Below are 15,759 nucleotides of genomic sequence, written 5' to 3'. Positions count from 1 at the left end.
AAACCCGCCAGAAGGCGGGTTTACGGGGGTTCCAGAGATTTTGGTAGCCTTCACTGGAACCTGAACTGGTGCCGGAGACAGGAATCGAACCTGCGACCTTCGCGTTACGAGTGCGCTGCTCTACCGACTGAGCTACACCGGCGTGTAGCGCAACGTACCACTGCTCGCACCCGTTACGCAAACCCCTGTTTCGCCTACCTTATTACCCTACCCTCAAGGCGCCTTGCACCCCTTCGGTGCCAAGTCTTCTTCAATGTCGGTCGTACACGCCCAGCCAGCCGCCGCGCGCGTCAGGGTAATGGCCTTGCCGAGCACGGTAGCCGGCGCGTCCACCAGGGTACAAACGATGCTCCCGGTGCCGTCCGCCGCCTTGCCGGTGGCCGTGATCGCACAATGCGCCGTGGCCGGCTGCCCACCCAGCTCGGCCACCGTCGCCACGTCCTTGCCATCATTCAGGCGCAGGTCCATCGCCGTCTTCAGCGCGCTGATTTCCAGCAACCCGGCCGCAGCCTTGGAGCGGGACTGGTGGTTGGTGTACATCGGTAAGGCGATGGTCGCCAGAATGCCGATGATCGCGACAACGATCATCAGTTCGATCAGGGTGATACCGCGTTGCCCTTTCATGAACAGTTTCCTTTTTGATACGCGTACTCGTTGAGGTCTGTCTCGCCCCAACCGGCAGCGGCGCAGTAGGCCTGAACAGACACCTTTTGTCACCCCTGCCCGCTTGGGCGTCATCTTCGCTGAACTACTCTAGTGAGCATCATGGACGCGCGCCCTGGCATGGACGCGGCAAGCTGTTTCGAAGCTTGTCGCACGGGCAGGAAAAAGGACCTTGGCATGAACCCATCGACTCCTCTCTACACCTGGCACGGCACCGACGCCAACGGCCAGCCGGTCAGCGGCCAGACGCCCGGGCGTAGCCCGGCACATGTGCGCGCCGGGCTGATTCGTCAGGGCATAAAAGTGGCAGGTTTGCGGCCTGCTGGCGGGCTGACCTTCAGCTTGCCGAAACGCCAGGCGAAAGCCGACCCGGCAGGGTTCAGCCGGCAATTGGCGACCTTGCTCAAGGCCGGGGTACCGCTGCTGCAGGCGTTCGAGGTTATGGGGCGCAGTGGCTGCGATGCGGGGCAGGCAGCTTTGCTGGGCAAATTGAAACAGGATGTGGCGTCGGGCCTGGGGCTGGCGGACGCGTTGCAGCGCCACCCAGGCTGGTTCGATGCGCTGTACTGCAACCTGGTGCGGGTGGGTGAGCAATCCGGCACGCTCGACCGCCAGCTGGAACAGCTGGCAAGCATGCTGGAACAACGCCATGCGCTGCACAGGAAAGTGCGCAAGGCGATGATCTACCCGCTATTGCTGTTGCTGACCGGGTTGGGGGTATCGGCGATTCTGCTGCTGGAGGTGATTCCCGAATTCGAGAACCTGTTTTCAGGCATGGGCGCGGCGCTGCCCGCGTACACCCAATGGGTCATCGACTTGTCCGCGATGCTGAGCCGGTTTGCGCCGCTGCTGGTGGTACTGGGCGCTGCGCTCGGTTTCGCCATGCGCCGGCTCTACCGGCAGCATGCACCGACGCGCCTGTGGCTATCGCGGCAGGTGCTGGGCTTGCCGGTGTTCGGCAAGTTGCTGGCGCAGGCGGCGCTGGCGCGCTTTGCCCGTAGCCTGGCAACGGCCTATGCCGCCGGGGTGCCGTTGCTGGATGCGTTGGGCACGGTAGCACGGGTGAGTGGTGGCGACTTGCACGAACAGGCGGTTTTGCGGCTGCGCCAAGGCATGGCCAATGGGCAGGGGCTGAACCAGGCGATGGCCGCCGAGCCGCTGTTTCCGCCGTTGCTGGTGCAACTGACGGCCATCGGTGAAACCAGCGGTACGCTGGACCAGATGCTGGAGAAAGCCGCCAGCCATTACGAGGAACAGGTCAGCCAGGCGCTGGACCAGTTGACCAGCCTGCTGGAGCCAGCCATCGTGCTGATCCTGGGCGTGCTGGTAGGCGGCCTGGTGGTGGCGATGTACCTGCCGATCTTCCAGTTGGGTAGCTTGATCTGAACATGACTTCATGGACTTTGCTGGCGGAGCAGCCAGCGTACTTCCTCACCCTGGCCACGCTGCTCGGCCTGCTGGTGGGCAGTTTCCTCAATGTGCTGGTGTACCGCCTGCCGATCATGCTGGAGCAGCAATGGCAGCGTGAGGCGCAGGAGGTGTTGGGGCTGCCGACAACGGCGCAGGAACGCTTCGACCTGTGGCTGCCAGCCTCGCGTTGCCCGCATTGCGGTCATCGAATCCGCGCGTGGGAGAACATTCCGCTGATCAGCTACCTGGCCTTGCGCGGGCGTTGTTCAGCCTGCAAGACCCGCATCAGCCCGCGCTATCCGCTGGTGGAGGTGGCCAGCGCGCTGCTTTCGCTGGTGGTGGCCTGGCACTTTGGTGTTTCGCTCGAGGCCGTGCTGGCACTGCCGCTGACCTGGTGCCTGCTGGCCCTGAGCCTGATCGATGCCAGGCACCAGCTGTTGCCGGATGTGCTGGTGCTGCCGATGCTGTGGCTGGGGCTGATCGTCAACGCCTTCGGCCTCTATGTGCCCCTGGCCAGTGCGCTGTGGGGGGCGGTGATCGGCTACCTCAGCCTGTGGACGGTGTACTGGCTGTTCAAGCTGGTCACCGGCAAGGAGGGCATGGGCTACGGCGACTTCAAGCTGATGGCACTGATCGGCGCCTGGGGGGGCTGGCAGGTATTGCCGTTGACGCTGCTGCTGTCGTCGCTGGTCGGGGCGCTGGTGGGGCTGTGCCTGCTGCGCCTGCGCCGGCATGCCTTGGGCACGACGATGCCGTTTGGGCCTTATCTGGCGATTGCGGGGTGGATTGCCGTGCTCTGGGGTGATGAAATATACGCCTCATACCTGCAACTGCTTGGATTCTGATGACCACTGCGGCCTTTACCCCCTGGATTCTCGGCCTGACCGGCGGCATCGGCAGCGGCAAGAGCGCCGCTGCCGAGCGCTTCGTCGAGCTTGGCGTGCACCTGGTCGATGCCGACCAGGCGGCGCGCTGGGTGGTCGAACCTGGCCGACCGGCGCTGGCCAGCATCGTCGAGCGCTTCGGCCCTGGCGTGCTGCAAGCGGACGGCCAGCTCGACCGCACGGCCCTGCGCCAGCTGATCTTCGCCGACCCGGCGCAACGCAAATGGCTGGAGCAATTGCTGCATCCGCTGATCGGCCAGGAGATCTTCAGCTACCTGGCCAAGGCCGAGTCGCCGTATGCGGTGTATGTCTCGCCGCTGTTGATCGAGTCGGGGCAATACCAGAAAACCCAACGGGTGCTGGTGATCGATGCGCCACAAGAACTGCAGATGGCGCGCACCCTGGCGCGGGACAACACCAGTACCGAGCAGGTGCAGGCCATACTCAAGGCCCAACTGGCGCGTGAGGAGCGCCTGCGCCATGCCGACGATGTGGTGGCCAATGACGGCGACCTCGCCGCGTTGCATGAACAGATTGACCGCCTGCACCACTTTTACCTGACTTTACGAGGAGGCCAGCCATGAGCCAGCCATTGACCGTCGATTGCCCGACCTGTGGCGCACCTGTGGAATGGAACGAGAAAAGCCCGTTCCGGCCGTTTTGCTCGGACCGTTGCAAACTGATCGACCTGGGCGCCTGGGCGGCGGAGGAGCACAAGATCCCGGGTTCGGACGAGTCCGAGGATGAGCTGTATTCGGGCGACCTGGAACCGCGCCACTAAGTCCACCACACCTGCCATGCCGGCCTTCGCTGGCAACCTGCTGCCGCATTCCGCCCCTGTAGGAGCGGCCTCGCGTCGCGATGGGCCGCAAAGCGGCCCCCTTCAATGGCGTCATGGCCACTATCGCCGGGTCTGCTTCGCTGCCCTTTCGCGACACAAGCCCGCCCCACAGGGGGCATGTGGCTGCACAGCTATCGCTCATCCTCCTTCCACGGCGCCTGCAAATACCGCGTGCGGTTGAAGGTTTCCAGCCACTCCGGGCAAAACACCACCAGCGCGCTGATCACCGTGCCATTGATGAACGCCTCGGGGAACATCATCAGCCACAAGTAGCCGACAAAGTCGCTGAGCCACTCCGGCATGGCGAAGCGCCCGTTCAGCCACAGCAAGCCCAACCCGACCGACAGGCAGGCCAGCACCGTCAGCGCTGCGGGGAAGAAGCCGGAACAGAAGATATACACGAACAGGTTTCTGGGTTGAGCGCGCTCGACCCCTATCGCGCACGCCTCGGCAATCAACACCGGCAAGCCAACCAGCAACAAGCCATTGATCCCCAGCGCGGCCAGGTCCTGGCGCCCGAGCACCAGCAAGCCGAGCTGCGCCATGAAACCGCCAAGCACGGCCAACGGCCAGTCCAGCAACAGCGTCACCGCCGTCATGCCGATAAAGTGGTACGACACCCCGGTATCGAAATCGCGCCTCACCAGCCACAGGGCGAACAGGCAGAACACCGTGCCGAACAGCAGGTGCTGGCGGCGCCGGTCGGTGAACAGCTCTACCCAGCGCACCTGGCTGATTGCCCAGATCAGCAACGGTACGTAACCCAGCCAGCCAAGGGTAAGGGTGGTACCGGACAACACCTGCGCGCTGATCACTTGGACAATGCCCCCTGCATTCCTGTGGACAAGGCCGAGTCTACACCTATTCTCCGCTTCATTCGGCTGTGGGCAGCAGCGCCGTGGCGGGCTTTGGCCCGGTGAATACGCAGGGCCGGCAGCAAGGGCGGCGCTGATTTATACGCACAAACAGCATCTTACCGTCATCGATTAGCGTCTAAGCTTGCACCATGGATGACTCAGACTACCTGCGCCTGCTTACTATCCAGGCCGAACAAGCCAATGCCTTTCTCTCCAACGCCCGCAAGTGGGAGCGGGAGCGTTGGGTGTGCCAACGCCTGTTGCAGGGGCTTAACATCCCCTACCGCAGCGAGGACTTCACCCCGGCCGGCCAGGAGCCGCCAGACGTGCTGTTCCGCGACGCCGCCTTCGAGGTGTTCTTCGTGCTCGACGAGGGCCGCCGGCTGAACGATGAATGGCGCGAAGAGCTGCAGCGCCGGCGCAGTGCGTTTTCCCTGGCGCAACTGGTGCGCCGCGAAGCGCGCCCGCGGCGCATCAGTGCCACCGAACTGCTGGGGCGCCTGGCGCCGACCTTGCGCAAGAAGGCGCACAACTACCGTGAGCGCGGGCTGGAGCTGAACGAGCTGGACATCATCGCCTTCGCCAGCCTCAAGCGCGAGGTGCTCGACCTCAACACGCACTTCCCGCCCCCCACTGAATACTTGCGCCAAGGCTGGCGCTCGCTGTCGCTGGTCGGGCCGACCTTTGCCCGGGTGCTGTTCGCCCACCCGGATGCGCCGGACTTCCTGCGCGGCAACCTGGGGCGCAGCATCGTGTTCGACGTGGGCATCAGTCTTTGATCCAGTGCAGCGAGTGTTTGCGATGGCGTACACTCGGCGCCAGAGATAGAAAGCATTATCATTTGTTTCAAGCCCCTGCGTGAACGCTGTAGCGTTTGCGCAGTCACAAACATCTACCTGACGAGGCCCCACCATGACCAGCCGTCTGAATCCGGAAGATCAGCGTCGTGTCGATGAGTATCTGCGAGCCCCCCAGCACCAAGTCGAGCGCAGGCCCTTTCGGCCGTGGCTGCTCCTTGTGCTGGTGCTGGCCGTGACCATCGGGTTGGGTCTCATCAGTCGCCTGCTGAGTGGGTTGGTGCTATGAGCTGCTTCGCGCTCGCCCTCCCCTCGCGCAGTGTGCCACCGGCCCCCTGGGCCACGAATTCCGTAAACCTTATGAGATATTCCCATGACTCATCGCATCGTGATTGTCGGCGGCGGCGCCGGCGGCCTGGAACTGGCGACCCGCCTGGGTAAAAGCCTGGGCAAGCGCAAGCAGGCCGAGATCACCCTGGTCGACGCCAACCTCACGCACATCTGGAAACCGCTGCTGCACGAAGTGGCCGCCGGCTCGCTGAACTCCTCGGAAGACGAACTGAACTACGTGGCCCAGGCCAAGTGGAACCACTTCAACTTCCAGCTGGGACGCATGAGCGGCCTGGACCGCGAGGGCAAGCAGATCCAGCTGGCCGCCACCCTCGACGAAGAGGGCCGCGAGTTGTTGCCTGCGCGTACCCTGGGCTACGACACCCTGGTGATTGCCGTGGGTTCCAATACCAACGACTTCGGCACCCTGGGCGCGGCGCAGCACTGCCTGTTCCTCGACACCCGCAAGCAGGCCGAGCGTTTCCATCAGCAACTGCTCAACCATTACCTGCGCGCCCATGCCGGTGACGTGGCCAGCGAGAAAATCAGCGTGGCCATCGTCGGCGCGGGTGCCACTGGTGTGGAACTGGCCGCCGAGCTGCACCATGCGGCCCACGAACTGGCGGCCTATGGCCTGGACCGTATCCAGCCCAAGGACATGCACATCACCCTGATCGAAGCCGGCCCGCGCGTGCTGCCGGCACTGCCCGAGCGCATCAGCGTGCCGGTGCACAAGACCCTGGAAAAACTCGGGGTCAAGGTGATGACCAACGCCGCCGTCAGTGAAGTGACCGAAGATGGCCTGAAGACCAAGGATGGCGAAGTGATCCAGGCCAGCCTGAAGGTGTGGGCGGCGGGTATCCGTGCGCCAGCCTTCCTCAAGGACATCGATGGCCTGGAAACCAACCGCATCAACCAGCTGGTGGTGCGCCCGACCCTGCAGACCACGCGCGACGACAACATCTTTGCCTTCGGCGACTGCGCCGCCTGCCCGCAACCCGGCAGCGACCGCAACGTGCCGCCACGGGCACAGGCCGCGCACCAGCAGGCCTCGATGCTGGCGCAGAGCCTGAAGGCACGGCTGGAGAACAAGGCGCTGCCGACCTACGCGTACAAGGACTACGGTTCGCTGGTGTCGTTGTCGCGCTTCTCGGCGGTGGGCAACCTGATGGGTAACCTGATGGGCAGCGTGAAGCTGGAGGGCTGGCTGGCGCGCATGTTCTATGTGTCGTTGTACCGCATGCACCAGATGGCGTTGTACGGTTTCTTCCGCACTGCGCTGATGATGCTGGGCAGCAAGATTGGCCGCGGTACCGAGCCACGCCTGAAGTTGCACTGACAGGCACGCCGTAGCGGTTGCCTGTACTGGCCCCATCGCCGGCAAGCCGGCTCCCCACGATGCTCACAGACCTCAAGTTCTGTGCTGTACCTGTGGGAGCTGGCTTGTCGGCGACAGGGCTGGTAGCCCTCTTGCAAGGCTAGCGTCGAGATGCACCGGACGGCCGGCGCTCTGGAAAAAATCGAGGCAAAAGAAAAAGGGCATCTCATTCGAGATGCCCTTTTTACATGGTGGGTCGTGTAGGATTCGAACCTACGACCAATTGGTTAAAAGCCAACTGCTCTACCAACTGAGCTAACGACCCGAAAAATGGTCGGGGTGAGGGGATTCGAACTCCTGACATCCTGCTCCCAAAGCAGGCGCGCTACCGGACTGCGCTACACCCCGAGATTGGCTCCGCGACCTGGACTCGAACCAGGGACCCAATGATTAACAGTCATTTGCTCTACCGACTGAGCTATCGCGGAACTGAACTTCGGTACAACCTTTACTACTTCGAAGCTTGTGTTAGCTTCGGTCTCTTTGGCTATCCGCTTTCGCGTTGTCGCTGCTGAGGCCGGCTATTCTACATTCTTCGTTTTGCTTGTCAACCACTTTTTTTCGTTCAACTTACTGATTTGTAAGTTGTTTTGCGATCACCGATGTTGCTGGTGATTCGCTTAGTGCCTGACAACGCGGCGTATATTAGGGGCACTCGATTTTAGATGCAAGCAAAAATTTCAAAAATTTCAGCAAGTTATCCAGGAAATTCTAAACCCCCCGGATTTGCTGGGGCCGCGCCGGCCTCTTCGCGGGCTCGCCCGCTCCCACAGGGACGGCGCAGCCCTCGAAATCTATGCAATTCCTGTGGGAGCGGGCATGCCCGCGAAGAGGCCAGCACAGGAAAACAGGCAAGAAAAAGCCCCGCAGATGCGGGGCTCAGGGTGCTGCTATTCAGGCAAAGACGATTTCTTCGCCTTCCACCTTGGCGGTAATCGCCGTCCCCGGCATGAACTTGCCTGCCAGGATCAGCTGCGCCAGCGGGTTCTCGATCCAGCGCTGGATGGCGCGCTTCAGCGGCCGTGCGCCATACACCGGGTCGTAACCCACGGCAATCAGCTTGTCCAGGGCTTCCGGGCTCAGGCTCAGCGACAGCTCGCGCTCCTGCAGACGGCTGCGCAGGCGGCCCAGCTGGATTTCGGTAATCCCGGCAATCTGCTCGCGGCCCAACGGCTCGAACACCACCACTTCGTCGATACGGTTGATGAATTCCGGGCGGAAGTGCGAACCCACCGCATCCATCACCGCTGCCCGCTGTGCCTCGCGGTCCCCCACCAGTTCCTGGATCTGCGCCGAGCCCAGGTTGGAGGTCATCACGATCACCGTGTTGCGGAAGTCCACGGTGCGCCCGTGGCTGTCGGTCAGGCGGCCGTCTTCCAGCACCTGCAGCAGCACGTTGAACACATCCGGGTGAGCCTTTTCCACCTCGTCCAGCAACACCACTGAATAAGGCTTGCGGCGTACCGCCTCGGTCAGGTAACCGCCCTCTTCATAGCCGACATAGCCTGGCGGGGCGCCGATCAGCCGCGCCACGGAGTGCTTCTCCATGAACTCGGACATGTCGATACGCACCATGGCCTCTTCGGTGTCGAACAGGAACTCGGCCAGCGCCTTGCACAGCTCGGTCTTGCCAACCCCGGTCGGGCCGAGGAACAGGAACGAGCCACTGGGCCGGTTCGGGTCGGACAGCCCGGCACGCGAGCGGCGCACGGCGTTGGACACGGCGGTTACCGCCTCGCCCTGGCCGATCACGCGCTGGTGCAGCAGCTCTTCCATCTTCAACAGCTTCTCGCGCTCGCCTTCGAGCATCTTGGCCACCGGGATGCCGGTCCACTTGGACACCACTTCGGCAATTTCTTCCTCGGTCACCTTGTTGCGCAGCAGCTGGTTGTCGGCCTTGCCGTGCTGGTCGACCATCTGCAGGCTGCGCTCCAGGTCCGGGATCACCCCGTACTGCAGCTCGGCCATGCGGCTCAGGTCGCCTTTGCGCCGGGCGGCCTCCAGTTCCTGGCGGGCCTGCTCGATCTTTTGCTGGATCTGCGCCGAGCCCTGCACTTCGGCCTTTTCCGACGCCCAGATTTCTTCCAGGTCGGCGTATTCACGCTCCAGCCGGGTAATTTCCTCGGTGAGCTTCTCCAGGCGTTTCTTCGCGGCTTCGTCTTCTTCCTTCTTCAGCGCCTGCGATTCCACCTTGAGCTGGATCAGGCGACGATCGAGGCGGTCGAGCACTTCCGGCTTGGAGTCGATCTCCATGCGGATGCGGCTGGCCGCTTCGTCGATCAGGTCGATGGCCTTGTCCGGCAGCTGGCGGTCGGTGATGTAGCGGTGGCTGAGCTTGGCCGCGGCGATGATGGCACCGTCGGTGATGGCCACCTTGTGGTGCACTTCATAGCGCTCCTTCAGGCCACGCAGGATGGCGATGGTGTCTTCCTCGCTCGGCTCCTCGACCAGCACCTTCTGGAAGCGCCGTTCCAGGGCCGCGTCCTTCTCGATGAACTGGCGGTATTCGTTGAGCGTAGTCGCGCCCACACAGTGCAGTTCGCCACGGGCCAGGGCCGGCTTGAGCATGTTGCCGGCGTCCATGGCGCCCTCGCCCTTGCCGGCACCGACCATGGTGTGCAGCTCGTCGATGAACAGGATGATCTGGCCTTCCTGCTTGGACAGTTCATTGAGCAGGCCTTTGAGGCGCTCTTCGAACTCGCCGCGGTACTTGGCACCGGCGATCAGCGCGCCCATGTCCAGCGCCAGCAGGCGCTTGCCCTTGAGGCCGTCAGGCACTTCACCGTTGATGATGCGCTGCGCCAGGCCTTCGGCGATGGCGGTCTTGCCGACCCCAGGTTCGCCGATCAGCACCGGGTTGTTCTTGGTCCGGCGTTGCAATACCTGCACGGTACGGCGGATTTCGTCGTCACGGCCAATCACCGGGTCGAGCTTGCCTTCCTCGGCACGCTTGGTCAGGTCGACGGTGTACTTGTCCAGCGCCTGGCGCGATTCCTCGGCGTTGGCGTCGTTGACTGCCGCACCGCCGCGCAGGTTGTTGATGGCGTTTTCCAGGGCCTTCTTGCTGACGCCCTGGCCGAGCAGCAACTTGCCGAGCTTGCTGTTCTCGTCCATGGCGGCGAGCAACACCAGCTCACTGGAAATGAACTGGTCACCTTTCTGCTGGGCCAGGCGGTCGGCCTGGTTGAGCAGGCGCGCCAGGTCCTGCGACATGTTCACGTCGCCGGTCGGGTTCTGGATTTTCGGCAGATGGTCAAGTTCTTTCACCAGCGCCTGGCGCAGGCTATTGATGTCGAAACCTACCTGCATCAGCAGCGGCTTGATCGAACCGCCCTGCTGCTCGAGCAGTGCCTGCAGCAGGTGCACGGGCTCGATGGCTGGGTGGTCCATGCCAACGGCCAGGGACTGGGCATCGGATATGGCAAGCTGCAGCTTGCTGGTCAAACGGTCTATTCGCATGGGATACCTTCCTTTAAAGGGCAGGTCGGAGCGATGGACAGCGCCTGTTGATGAAGAAACCTGCCTGAGATGACCTTATAGATAAGGCTGATTGTGGAAGATTCAAGCGTAGCGGGGTTGACCAAAGTCAACCTGTTGGATTGGCGGTGGGGCATTCGCGGGCATGCCCGCTCCCACAGGTACACCAGGTTTCAACGGTTGTGAATTACTTGTGGGAGCGGGCGTGCCCGCGAAGAGGCCCGTGCAGGCTAGCGCGGCTCCAGCCACACCAGGGAAGCAAACCGCCCACCCTGCGGAGTACGGCGATAGGAGAAGAACCGCTCGTCACTGACCGTGCACCAGCCGCCGCCATAAACGGCCGTTACCCCACGTGCCGCCAGACGAATACGTGCCAGCTCATAGATGTCGGCCATCAGCTTGCCCGGCCGCTCGCCAGCGACAAAGGCCCGCGCCGCTTCGGGGTGCACCGCGGTAAAGGCATCGCGCACTTCCAGGCCGACTTCGAAAGCCTGCGGCCCGATCGCCGGCCCCAACCACACCAGCACCTCTTCAGGCGGCAATGCCAGGCGCTCGAGCGTGGCTTCCAGCACGCCACCGGCGAGCCCGCGCCAGCCGGCATGCGCCGCCGCCACGCGGGTACCGGCACGGTCACAGAACAGCGCCGGCAGGCAATCGGCAGTCATCACCGCGCAGGCAATGCCTGGCTGGTCGGTCCAGCTGGCATCGGCCTCGGCGACCACGGCCGGGTCGGCATCGGCCACCACCAGGCCATGCACCTGCTTGAGCCAGGCCGGCTGAATGGCGAATTCGTCGCTCAGGCGGCGACGGTTCTCGGCCACCGCTGCCGGGTCGTCGCCAACGTGGTCGCCAAGGTTGAAGGTTGCATAGGGCGCCAGGCTGACGCCGCCCTGTCGAGTGGTGACGCAGGCGCGCACCGAGGCCGGGGCCGGCCAGTCGGGGTATAGCAGCGTCTGCGTCAGGCCACTCATCCGATAAAGCTCTCGCGGTCCTGGTTCAGCAGCGACAGCAACCAGACGAAGTCGTCCGGCAGTGGCGATTCCCATTTCATGACTTCACCGGTAATCGGGTGGGCCAACGCGAGGAAGCGCGCATGCAGTGCCTGACGCGGGAAGGTTTTCACCGCCTCGACCATGGTCGGGCTGGCCGCCGGCGGAATCCGGAAGCGGCCACCGTAGGTCTGGTCGCCGACCAGCGGGAAACCGACATGCGCCATGTGCACGCGAATCTGGTGGGTACGGCCGGTTTCCAGCTTGACCCGCACGTGGGTGTGCGAGCGGAAGCGCTTGAGCACACGGTAGTGGCTGACCGCCGGCTTGCCGCCGTCGGTGACCGCCATGCGCTGGCGCATGCCGCCATGGCGACCGATCGGGGCATCGATCTTGCCGCCAGCTGTCACCACGCCAATCACGATGCACTCGTAGATGCGGCTGACCTTGCGCGCCTGCATCTGCTCGACCAGCCGGGTCTGCGCCTGCAAGGTCTTGGCCACCACCATCAGGCCGGTGGTGTCCTTGTCCAGGCGGTGAACGATACCGGCGCGCGGTACGTTGACGATGTCCGGCACGTGGTGCAGCAAGGCATTGAGCAGGGTGCCACTGGCATGCCCGGCGGCTGGGTGCACAACCAGCCCGGCAGGCTTGTTGATCACCATGATGTGGTCGTCCTCGTAGACGATATCCAGTTCGATATCCTCTGCGACCCACTCACCCTGGGCCTCTTGCTCGGCCTCCAGGATAAGCTGCGAGCCACCATGGACGAGGTCGCGAGGGCGCACTACCGCGCCATCGACCGTCAGGCGGCCTTCTTTGATCCACGAAGTTAGCCGCGAACGCGAGTACTCGGCGAACAATTGGGCGGCGACCTGGTCGAGGCGTTGACCGCCCAGTTCGGACGGCACCTCTGCGCTAAGTTGAATGATCTCGGACATGCTCGATTCGGCGGGCGCACAGCCTTTGGTTTCGGCTGCGAGCTTGTGGTTAAATACGGCTTCTTTTGTCCCGGGGTTGGCCGGGGCGCTCATCATAACAGGACGGCACCGCCCAAGACAGCGGCCGTCAAAGGGACGCAAGCCGCCATGCAAGTGAAACACCTGCTGCTGATCGCCATCCTCGGGCTCACCGCGGCCTGTTCCTCGAATAAGGAAGTCATCGACGAGAACCTCAGCGAGGCCGAGCTGTACCAGCAGGCGCAGGCTGACCTGGACAACTCCAGCTACACCAGCGCCGTGAACAAGCTCAAGGCCCTGGAGTCGCGCTACCCGTTCGGCCGTTATGCCGACCAGGCGCAGCTCGAGCTGATCTACGCCAACTACAAGAACTCGGAGCCCGAGGCTGCCAAGTCGGCCGCCGAGCGCTTCATCCGCCTGCACCCGCAGCACCCGAACGTCGACTATGCCTACTACCTCAAGGGCCTGACCTCGTTCGACCAGGACCGTGGCCTGCTAGCGCGCTTCCTGCCGCTGGACATGACCAAGCGTGACCCGGGTGCCGCGCGCGACTCGTACAACGAGTTCGCCCAGCTGACCAGCCGTTTCCCCAACAGCCGCTACGCGCCTGACGCCAAGCAGCGCATGATCTACCTGCGCAACCTGCTGGCCGCGTACGAAATCCATGTCGCCGACTACTACCTGAGCCGCCAGGCCTATGTGGCCGCAGCCAACCGTGGCCGCTACGTGGTGGAAAACTTCCAGGAAACCCCGTCGGTCGGTGATGGCCTGGCAGTGATGGTCGAGTCGTACCAGAAGATGCACCTGGACGAACTGGCGGCCACCAGCCTGGAAACCCTCAAGCTGAACTACCCGGACCACCCGAGCCTGGTGGACGGTGAATTCCAGCCCAAGCAGACCGAGTCTGACGGCCGCGGCTGGCTGTCCAAGGCCACCCTGGGCCTGATCGAAACCGACACCCCGCTGCCGCCGGGCGAAACCCGCGCCAACCAGGACGTGGTCAAGCAGTTCCAGGACGCGCGCGACGAGATGCCGGAAGAGCTGCTGCCGAAGGACGAGAACGGCGACCCGATCGTGCCGGAAGGGCCGAAGGAAGCCGAGCAGGACCGTTCCTGGTTCAGCTACATGACCTTTGGTCTGTTCGACTGATCTGCTGCGGCAGGTGAAAGGGAGGCCCGGGGCCTCCCTTTTTTATTGGCCGCGTCCTAGACTGTCGGCTTCTTCAACCGACAAGCTGGACACCATGGTTCGCCTACTTTTCTGGATCGCCCTGATCGCCGCCGCGTTCTGGCTGTGGCGCAAATTCAAAGTCAGCCAGCAGTCACGCCCCGAGGCCAAGCTGGATGCGCCGCTGAAGATGGTGCGCTGCGCCCATTGTGGTGTGCACCTGCCCAATGACCGGGCGTTGCAGCAGGGCAACGAGTGGTATTGCAGCCAGGCGCACCTGCAGCAGGGGCCGGGGCAATCCCGTTAGGCCCCGGGGGCTGCTTTGCAGCCCATCGCGACACAAGGCCGCCCCTACAGGGGGAGCGCAAACGCGCTGAATTTGATTTGTTTGTGCGACGCCAGGGGCAGATCACCGTGTATGAGCGGCCTTGTGTCGCGATGGGCCGCAAAGCGGCCCCGATGATCTCAGCCCAACCGCCCAGCCGGTGCATACGGCGCCGGGTCGATGATCGGCTCGGCCCCGGTCAGCAAATCGGTAAACAGCTGGCAGGAGGCAGGCGCCAGTACCAGCCCGTTGCGGTAATGCCCGCAGTTCAACCACAACCCTTCATGCCCCGGCACCGGCCCGATGTAGGGAATGCCTTCCGGCGAGCCAGGCCGCAGGCCGGCCCAATGCGCCATCACCTCGGCCCCTTCGAGCCCTGGCAGCAACTCCACCGCCGACGCCTTCAGGCTCTCCAGCGCATCCACCGTGGGCGTCTTGTCAAACCCGGCATGCTCCAGCGTACTGCCTACCAGAATGTGGCCGTCGCGCCGCGGGATCGCATACCGCCCTTTCGCCAGCACCATGCTTGGCAGGAAATCTTCGGCACACTTGAACAGGATCATCTGCCCTTTCACCGGCTCCACCGGCAGCGCCAGGCCAAGCGTACCCAGCAGGTCGCCACTCCAGGCCCCGGCGCTGAGCACCACTTCATCCGCCGCCAGCACACCGTCTGCCGTCTGCACACCGGTCACGCGGCCGCCTTGCCCGACGAAGCCGGTAATCTGGCAGTGCTCACGCAAGGTCACGTTGGGCAACGCCAGCAACGCCGCCTTGAGCGACTTCACCAGGCGCGGGTTGCGCACGTTGGCCACGCCGGCCAGGTAGATGGCACGCTTGAAGCCCGGGCCCAGCACCGGCACTGCGTCATAGGCCGCCGAGATATCCACGGCACTCAGCGGCCGCTGCTCACGCTCGGCCCAGGCCAGCGCTTCGGCCTCGTCGTCCAGGTCGAGCCAGTACAGGCCGGTGGTGTGCACTTCGGGGTCGACGCCAGTGCTGGCGAACAAACGCTCGCCCAGCTGTGGATAAAAGTCCTGCGACCAGTGCGCCAGGGCCGTCACTGCCGGGCTGTAGCGCCACGGGTACAGCGGCGAAACGATGCCACCGCCGGCCCAGGACGACTCGCGGCCGACCTCGCCCTGGTCACACACCACCACCTGCCCGACTTTCGCCGCCAGGTTGAACGCCGTCAGCAGGCCGATCACCCCGCCGCCGACCACCACTACTCGCTTGCTCATCTGTCGATCCAACACCTGAAGTAAATTCGCGATGCACCCGGCATCATTCAACCTTCAGCTTCCCCAGCAGTGTTCGCTGCCACCAACGGCGCCCGGATTGCTCCGTACACCGGCCTGGTCGAGCTGGAAATCACCACAGCGATCCTGCGCCATCAGTGCGCCCGGCAGCCGCCGGGCACGCAGCGTGAAGGTATCCCTGTCGCGCTGGGCCTGCAGGCGGTAGTAGCGGTTACCCGCGGGCAAGGCCGGCTCGCCCTCGGCGTACTGGCCGGTGAGCACGCGGTGGCGCTCCAGGCGCAGGGCAGCATCGTGCAGCAGGCCGACCGCCTCGCTGCGTGCAGCGCGCCGGAGCTGGTCGTTGTAACTGGGGTAGGCAATGGCTGCCAGAATGCCGGTGACCGCCAGCACAATCAACAACTCAATCAGGCTCAAGCCTTGCTGCAT

At 63.8% G+C, this 15,759-nt stretch carries 16 protein-coding genes and 4 tRNA genes; 9 read left to right on the top strand and 11 right to left on the bottom strand.

The genetic code is table 11. The features are described 5' to 3' along the window. Window positions 1-66 precede the first annotated feature (66 nt). Window positions 67-142: transfer RNA gene (locus ACJA3S_RS03290), tRNA-Thr, on the bottom strand. 71 nt (window positions 143-213) lie between these two features. Next, on the bottom strand, window positions 214-624 hold the full coding sequence (locus ACJA3S_RS03285; protein ID WP_406820819.1) for a pilin: 411 nt from the start codon (window positions 622-624) through the stop codon (window positions 214-216). 216 nt (window positions 625-840) lie between these two features. On the opposite strand from ACJA3S_RS03285, the gene ACJA3S_RS03280 reads away from it, so the two are divergent. From ACJA3S_RS03280 to yacG, 4 genes are read left to right on the top strand one after another with little or no spacing between them, the layout of a single operon-like run. Continuing rightward, complete coding sequence (locus ACJA3S_RS03280) at window positions 841-2,049, top strand: type II secretion system F family protein (RefSeq protein WP_406820818.1); 1,209 nt, start codon at window positions 841-843, stop codon at window positions 2,047-2,049. Between the two features lie 2 nt (window positions 2,050-2,051). Then, window positions 2,052-2,918, top strand: coding sequence for a prepilin peptidase (locus tag ACJA3S_RS03275; protein WP_406820817.1), 867 nt, complete (start codon window positions 2,052-2,054; stop codon window positions 2,916-2,918). Further along, window positions 2,918-3,541: a dephospho-CoA kinase gene (gene coaE / locus ACJA3S_RS03270; protein ID WP_406820816.1), complete on the top strand. Its 624-nt coding sequence runs from the start codon at window positions 2,918-2,920 to the stop codon at window positions 3,539-3,541. Before ACJA3S_RS03275 ends, coaE begins: the two co-directional genes overlap by 1 nt. Then, window positions 3,538-3,738 (top strand): DNA gyrase inhibitor YacG, encoded by a 201-nt coding sequence (gene yacG / locus ACJA3S_RS03265; protein ID WP_170028160.1) that lies wholly within the window; start codon window positions 3,538-3,540, stop codon window positions 3,736-3,738. Before coaE ends, yacG begins: the two co-directional genes overlap by 4 nt. Window positions 3,739-3,929: 191 nt before the next feature. Here yacG and ACJA3S_RS03260 read toward each other — a convergent pair whose 3' ends face one another. Next, window positions 3,930-4,613: an energy-coupling factor ABC transporter permease gene (locus tag ACJA3S_RS03260; protein WP_406820815.1), complete on the bottom strand. Its 684-nt coding sequence runs from the start codon at window positions 4,611-4,613 to the stop codon at window positions 3,930-3,932. Between the two features lie 191 nt (window positions 4,614-4,804). Here ACJA3S_RS03260 and ACJA3S_RS03255 point away from each other — a divergent pair, with 191 nt between their 5' ends. The 3 genes from ACJA3S_RS03255 (at window position 4,805) to ACJA3S_RS03245 (ending at window position 7,121) form a co-directional block, all read left to right on the top strand. Continuing rightward, window positions 4,805-5,434 carry a DUF1780 domain-containing protein gene (locus tag ACJA3S_RS03255; protein ID WP_013970766.1) on the top strand — a complete coding sequence of 210 codons (630 nt, stop codon included), beginning with the start codon at window positions 4,805-4,807 and terminating at the stop codon, window positions 5,432-5,434. 133 nt (window positions 5,435-5,567) lie between these two features. Next, complete coding sequence (locus tag ACJA3S_RS03250) at window positions 5,568-5,741, top strand: DUF3094 domain-containing protein (protein ID WP_008091951.1); 174 nt, start codon at window positions 5,568-5,570, stop codon at window positions 5,739-5,741. Between the two features lie 84 nt (window positions 5,742-5,825). Beyond that, window positions 5,826-7,121: an NAD(P)/FAD-dependent oxidoreductase gene (locus ACJA3S_RS03245; RefSeq protein WP_170028158.1), complete on the top strand. Its 1,296-nt coding sequence runs from the start codon at window positions 5,826-5,828 to the stop codon at window positions 7,119-7,121. Between the two features lie 228 nt (window positions 7,122-7,349). Here ACJA3S_RS03245 and ACJA3S_RS03240 read toward each other — a convergent pair. The 6 genes from ACJA3S_RS03240 to rluD form a co-directional block, all read right to left on the bottom strand. Next, window positions 7,350-7,425: transfer RNA gene (locus ACJA3S_RS03240), tRNA-Lys, on the bottom strand. Between the two features lie 6 nt (window positions 7,426-7,431). Further along, window positions 7,432-7,508 (bottom strand) — tRNA-Pro (locus ACJA3S_RS03235). 4 nt (window positions 7,509-7,512) lie between these two features. Continuing rightward, window positions 7,513-7,588 (bottom strand) — tRNA-Asn (locus ACJA3S_RS03230). Window positions 7,589-8,054: 466 nt separating this feature from the next. After that, entirely contained in the window at window positions 8,055-10,619 is a 2,565-nt protein-coding gene (gene clpB, locus ACJA3S_RS03225; protein ID WP_186689392.1) for an ATP-dependent chaperone ClpB, read from the bottom strand. 248 nt (window positions 10,620-10,867) lie between these two features. Next, window positions 10,868-11,608 carry a peptidoglycan editing factor PgeF gene (pgeF, locus tag ACJA3S_RS03220; protein ID WP_406820814.1) on the bottom strand — a complete coding sequence of 247 codons (741 nt, stop codon included), beginning with the start codon at window positions 11,606-11,608 and terminating at the stop codon, window positions 10,868-10,870. Continuing rightward, window positions 11,605-12,567 (bottom strand): 23S rRNA pseudouridine(1911/1915/1917) synthase RluD, encoded by a 963-nt coding sequence (gene rluD, locus ACJA3S_RS03215; protein WP_170028155.1) that lies wholly within the window; start codon window positions 12,565-12,567, stop codon window positions 11,605-11,607. Before rluD ends, pgeF begins: the two co-directional genes overlap by 4 nt. A 147-nt stretch (window positions 12,568-12,714) precedes the next feature. On the opposite strand from rluD, the gene ACJA3S_RS03210 reads away from it, so the two are divergent. Beyond that, the gene (locus tag ACJA3S_RS03210; protein WP_170028154.1) at window positions 12,715-13,734 is read left to right on the top strand and encodes an outer membrane protein assembly factor BamD; all 1,020 of its coding nucleotides are present in this window, start codon (window positions 12,715-12,717) and stop codon (window positions 13,732-13,734) included. Between the two features lie 94 nt (window positions 13,735-13,828). Beyond that, entirely contained in the window at window positions 13,829-14,059 is a 231-nt protein-coding gene (locus tag ACJA3S_RS03205; protein ID WP_289133731.1) for a PP0621 family protein, read from the top strand. 158 nt (window positions 14,060-14,217) lie between these two features. On the opposite strand, the gene thiO is transcribed toward ACJA3S_RS03205, so the two are convergent. Both thiO and ACJA3S_RS03195 read right to left on the bottom strand, forming a co-directional pair. Beyond that, entirely contained in the window at window positions 14,218-15,315 is a 1,098-nt protein-coding gene (gene thiO / locus ACJA3S_RS03200; protein ID WP_406820813.1) for a glycine oxidase ThiO, read from the bottom strand. Between the two features lie 54 nt (window positions 15,316-15,369). Then, complete coding sequence (locus tag ACJA3S_RS03195) at window positions 15,370-15,759, bottom strand: type IV pilin protein (protein ID WP_170028144.1); 390 nt, start codon at window positions 15,757-15,759, stop codon at window positions 15,370-15,372.

This window comes from Pseudomonas sp. KnCO4, from assembly GCF_045344305.1.
GTDB classification, from domain to species: domain Bacteria; phylum Pseudomonadota; class Gammaproteobacteria; order Pseudomonadales; family Pseudomonadaceae; genus Aquipseudomonas; species Aquipseudomonas anuradhapurensis.
This window is presented reverse-complemented; position numbering and strand designations above follow the sequence as displayed.

Excerpts from the sequence above, each read along its gene's own strand:
- ACJA3S_RS03250 (WP_008091951.1), top strand. The coding sequence starts at position 5,568 with ATGACCAGCCGTCTGAATCCGGAAGATCAGCGTCGTGTCGATGAGTAT.
- ACJA3S_RS03255 (WP_013970766.1), top strand. The coding sequence starts at position 4,805 with ATGGATGACTCAGACTACCTGCGCCTGCTTACTATCCAGGCCGAACAA.
- thiO (WP_406820813.1), bottom strand. The coding sequence starts at position 15,315 with ATGAGCAAGCGAGTAGTGGTGGTCGGCGGCGGGGTGATCGGCCTGCTG.
- ACJA3S_RS03205 (WP_289133731.1), top strand. The coding sequence starts at position 13,829 with ATGGTTCGCCTACTTTTCTGGATCGCCCTGATCGCCGCCGCGTTCTGG.
- ACJA3S_RS03285 (WP_406820819.1), bottom strand. The coding sequence starts at position 624 with ATGAAAGGGCAACGCGGTATCACCCTGATCGAACTGATGATCGTTGTC.
- coaE (WP_406820816.1), top strand. The coding sequence starts at position 2,918 with ATGACCACTGCGGCCTTTACCCCCTGGATTCTCGGCCTGACCGGCGGC.
- ACJA3S_RS03275 (WP_406820817.1), top strand. The coding sequence starts at position 2,052 with ATGACTTCATGGACTTTGCTGGCGGAGCAGCCAGCGTACTTCCTCACC.
- ACJA3S_RS03195 (WP_170028144.1), bottom strand. The coding sequence starts at position 15,759 with ATGCAGCAAGGCTTGAGCCTGATTGAGTTGTTGATTGTGCTGGCGGTC.
- ACJA3S_RS03245 (WP_170028158.1), top strand. The coding sequence starts at position 5,826 with ATGACTCATCGCATCGTGATTGTCGGCGGCGGCGCCGGCGGCCTGGAA.
- ACJA3S_RS03280 (WP_406820818.1), top strand. The coding sequence starts at position 841 with ATGAACCCATCGACTCCTCTCTACACCTGGCACGGCACCGACGCCAAC.
- pgeF (WP_406820814.1), bottom strand. The coding sequence starts at position 11,608 with ATGAGTGGCCTGACGCAGACGCTGCTATACCCCGACTGGCCGGCCCCG.
- rluD (WP_170028155.1), bottom strand. The coding sequence starts at position 12,567 with ATGTCCGAGATCATTCAACTTAGCGCAGAGGTGCCGTCCGAACTGGGC.
- clpB (WP_186689392.1), bottom strand. The coding sequence starts at position 10,619 with ATGCGAATAGACCGTTTGACCAGCAAGCTGCAGCTTGCCATATCCGAT.
- yacG (WP_170028160.1), top strand. The coding sequence starts at position 3,538 with ATGAGCCAGCCATTGACCGTCGATTGCCCGACCTGTGGCGCACCTGTG.
- ACJA3S_RS03210 (WP_170028154.1), top strand. The coding sequence starts at position 12,715 with ATGCAAGTGAAACACCTGCTGCTGATCGCCATCCTCGGGCTCACCGCG.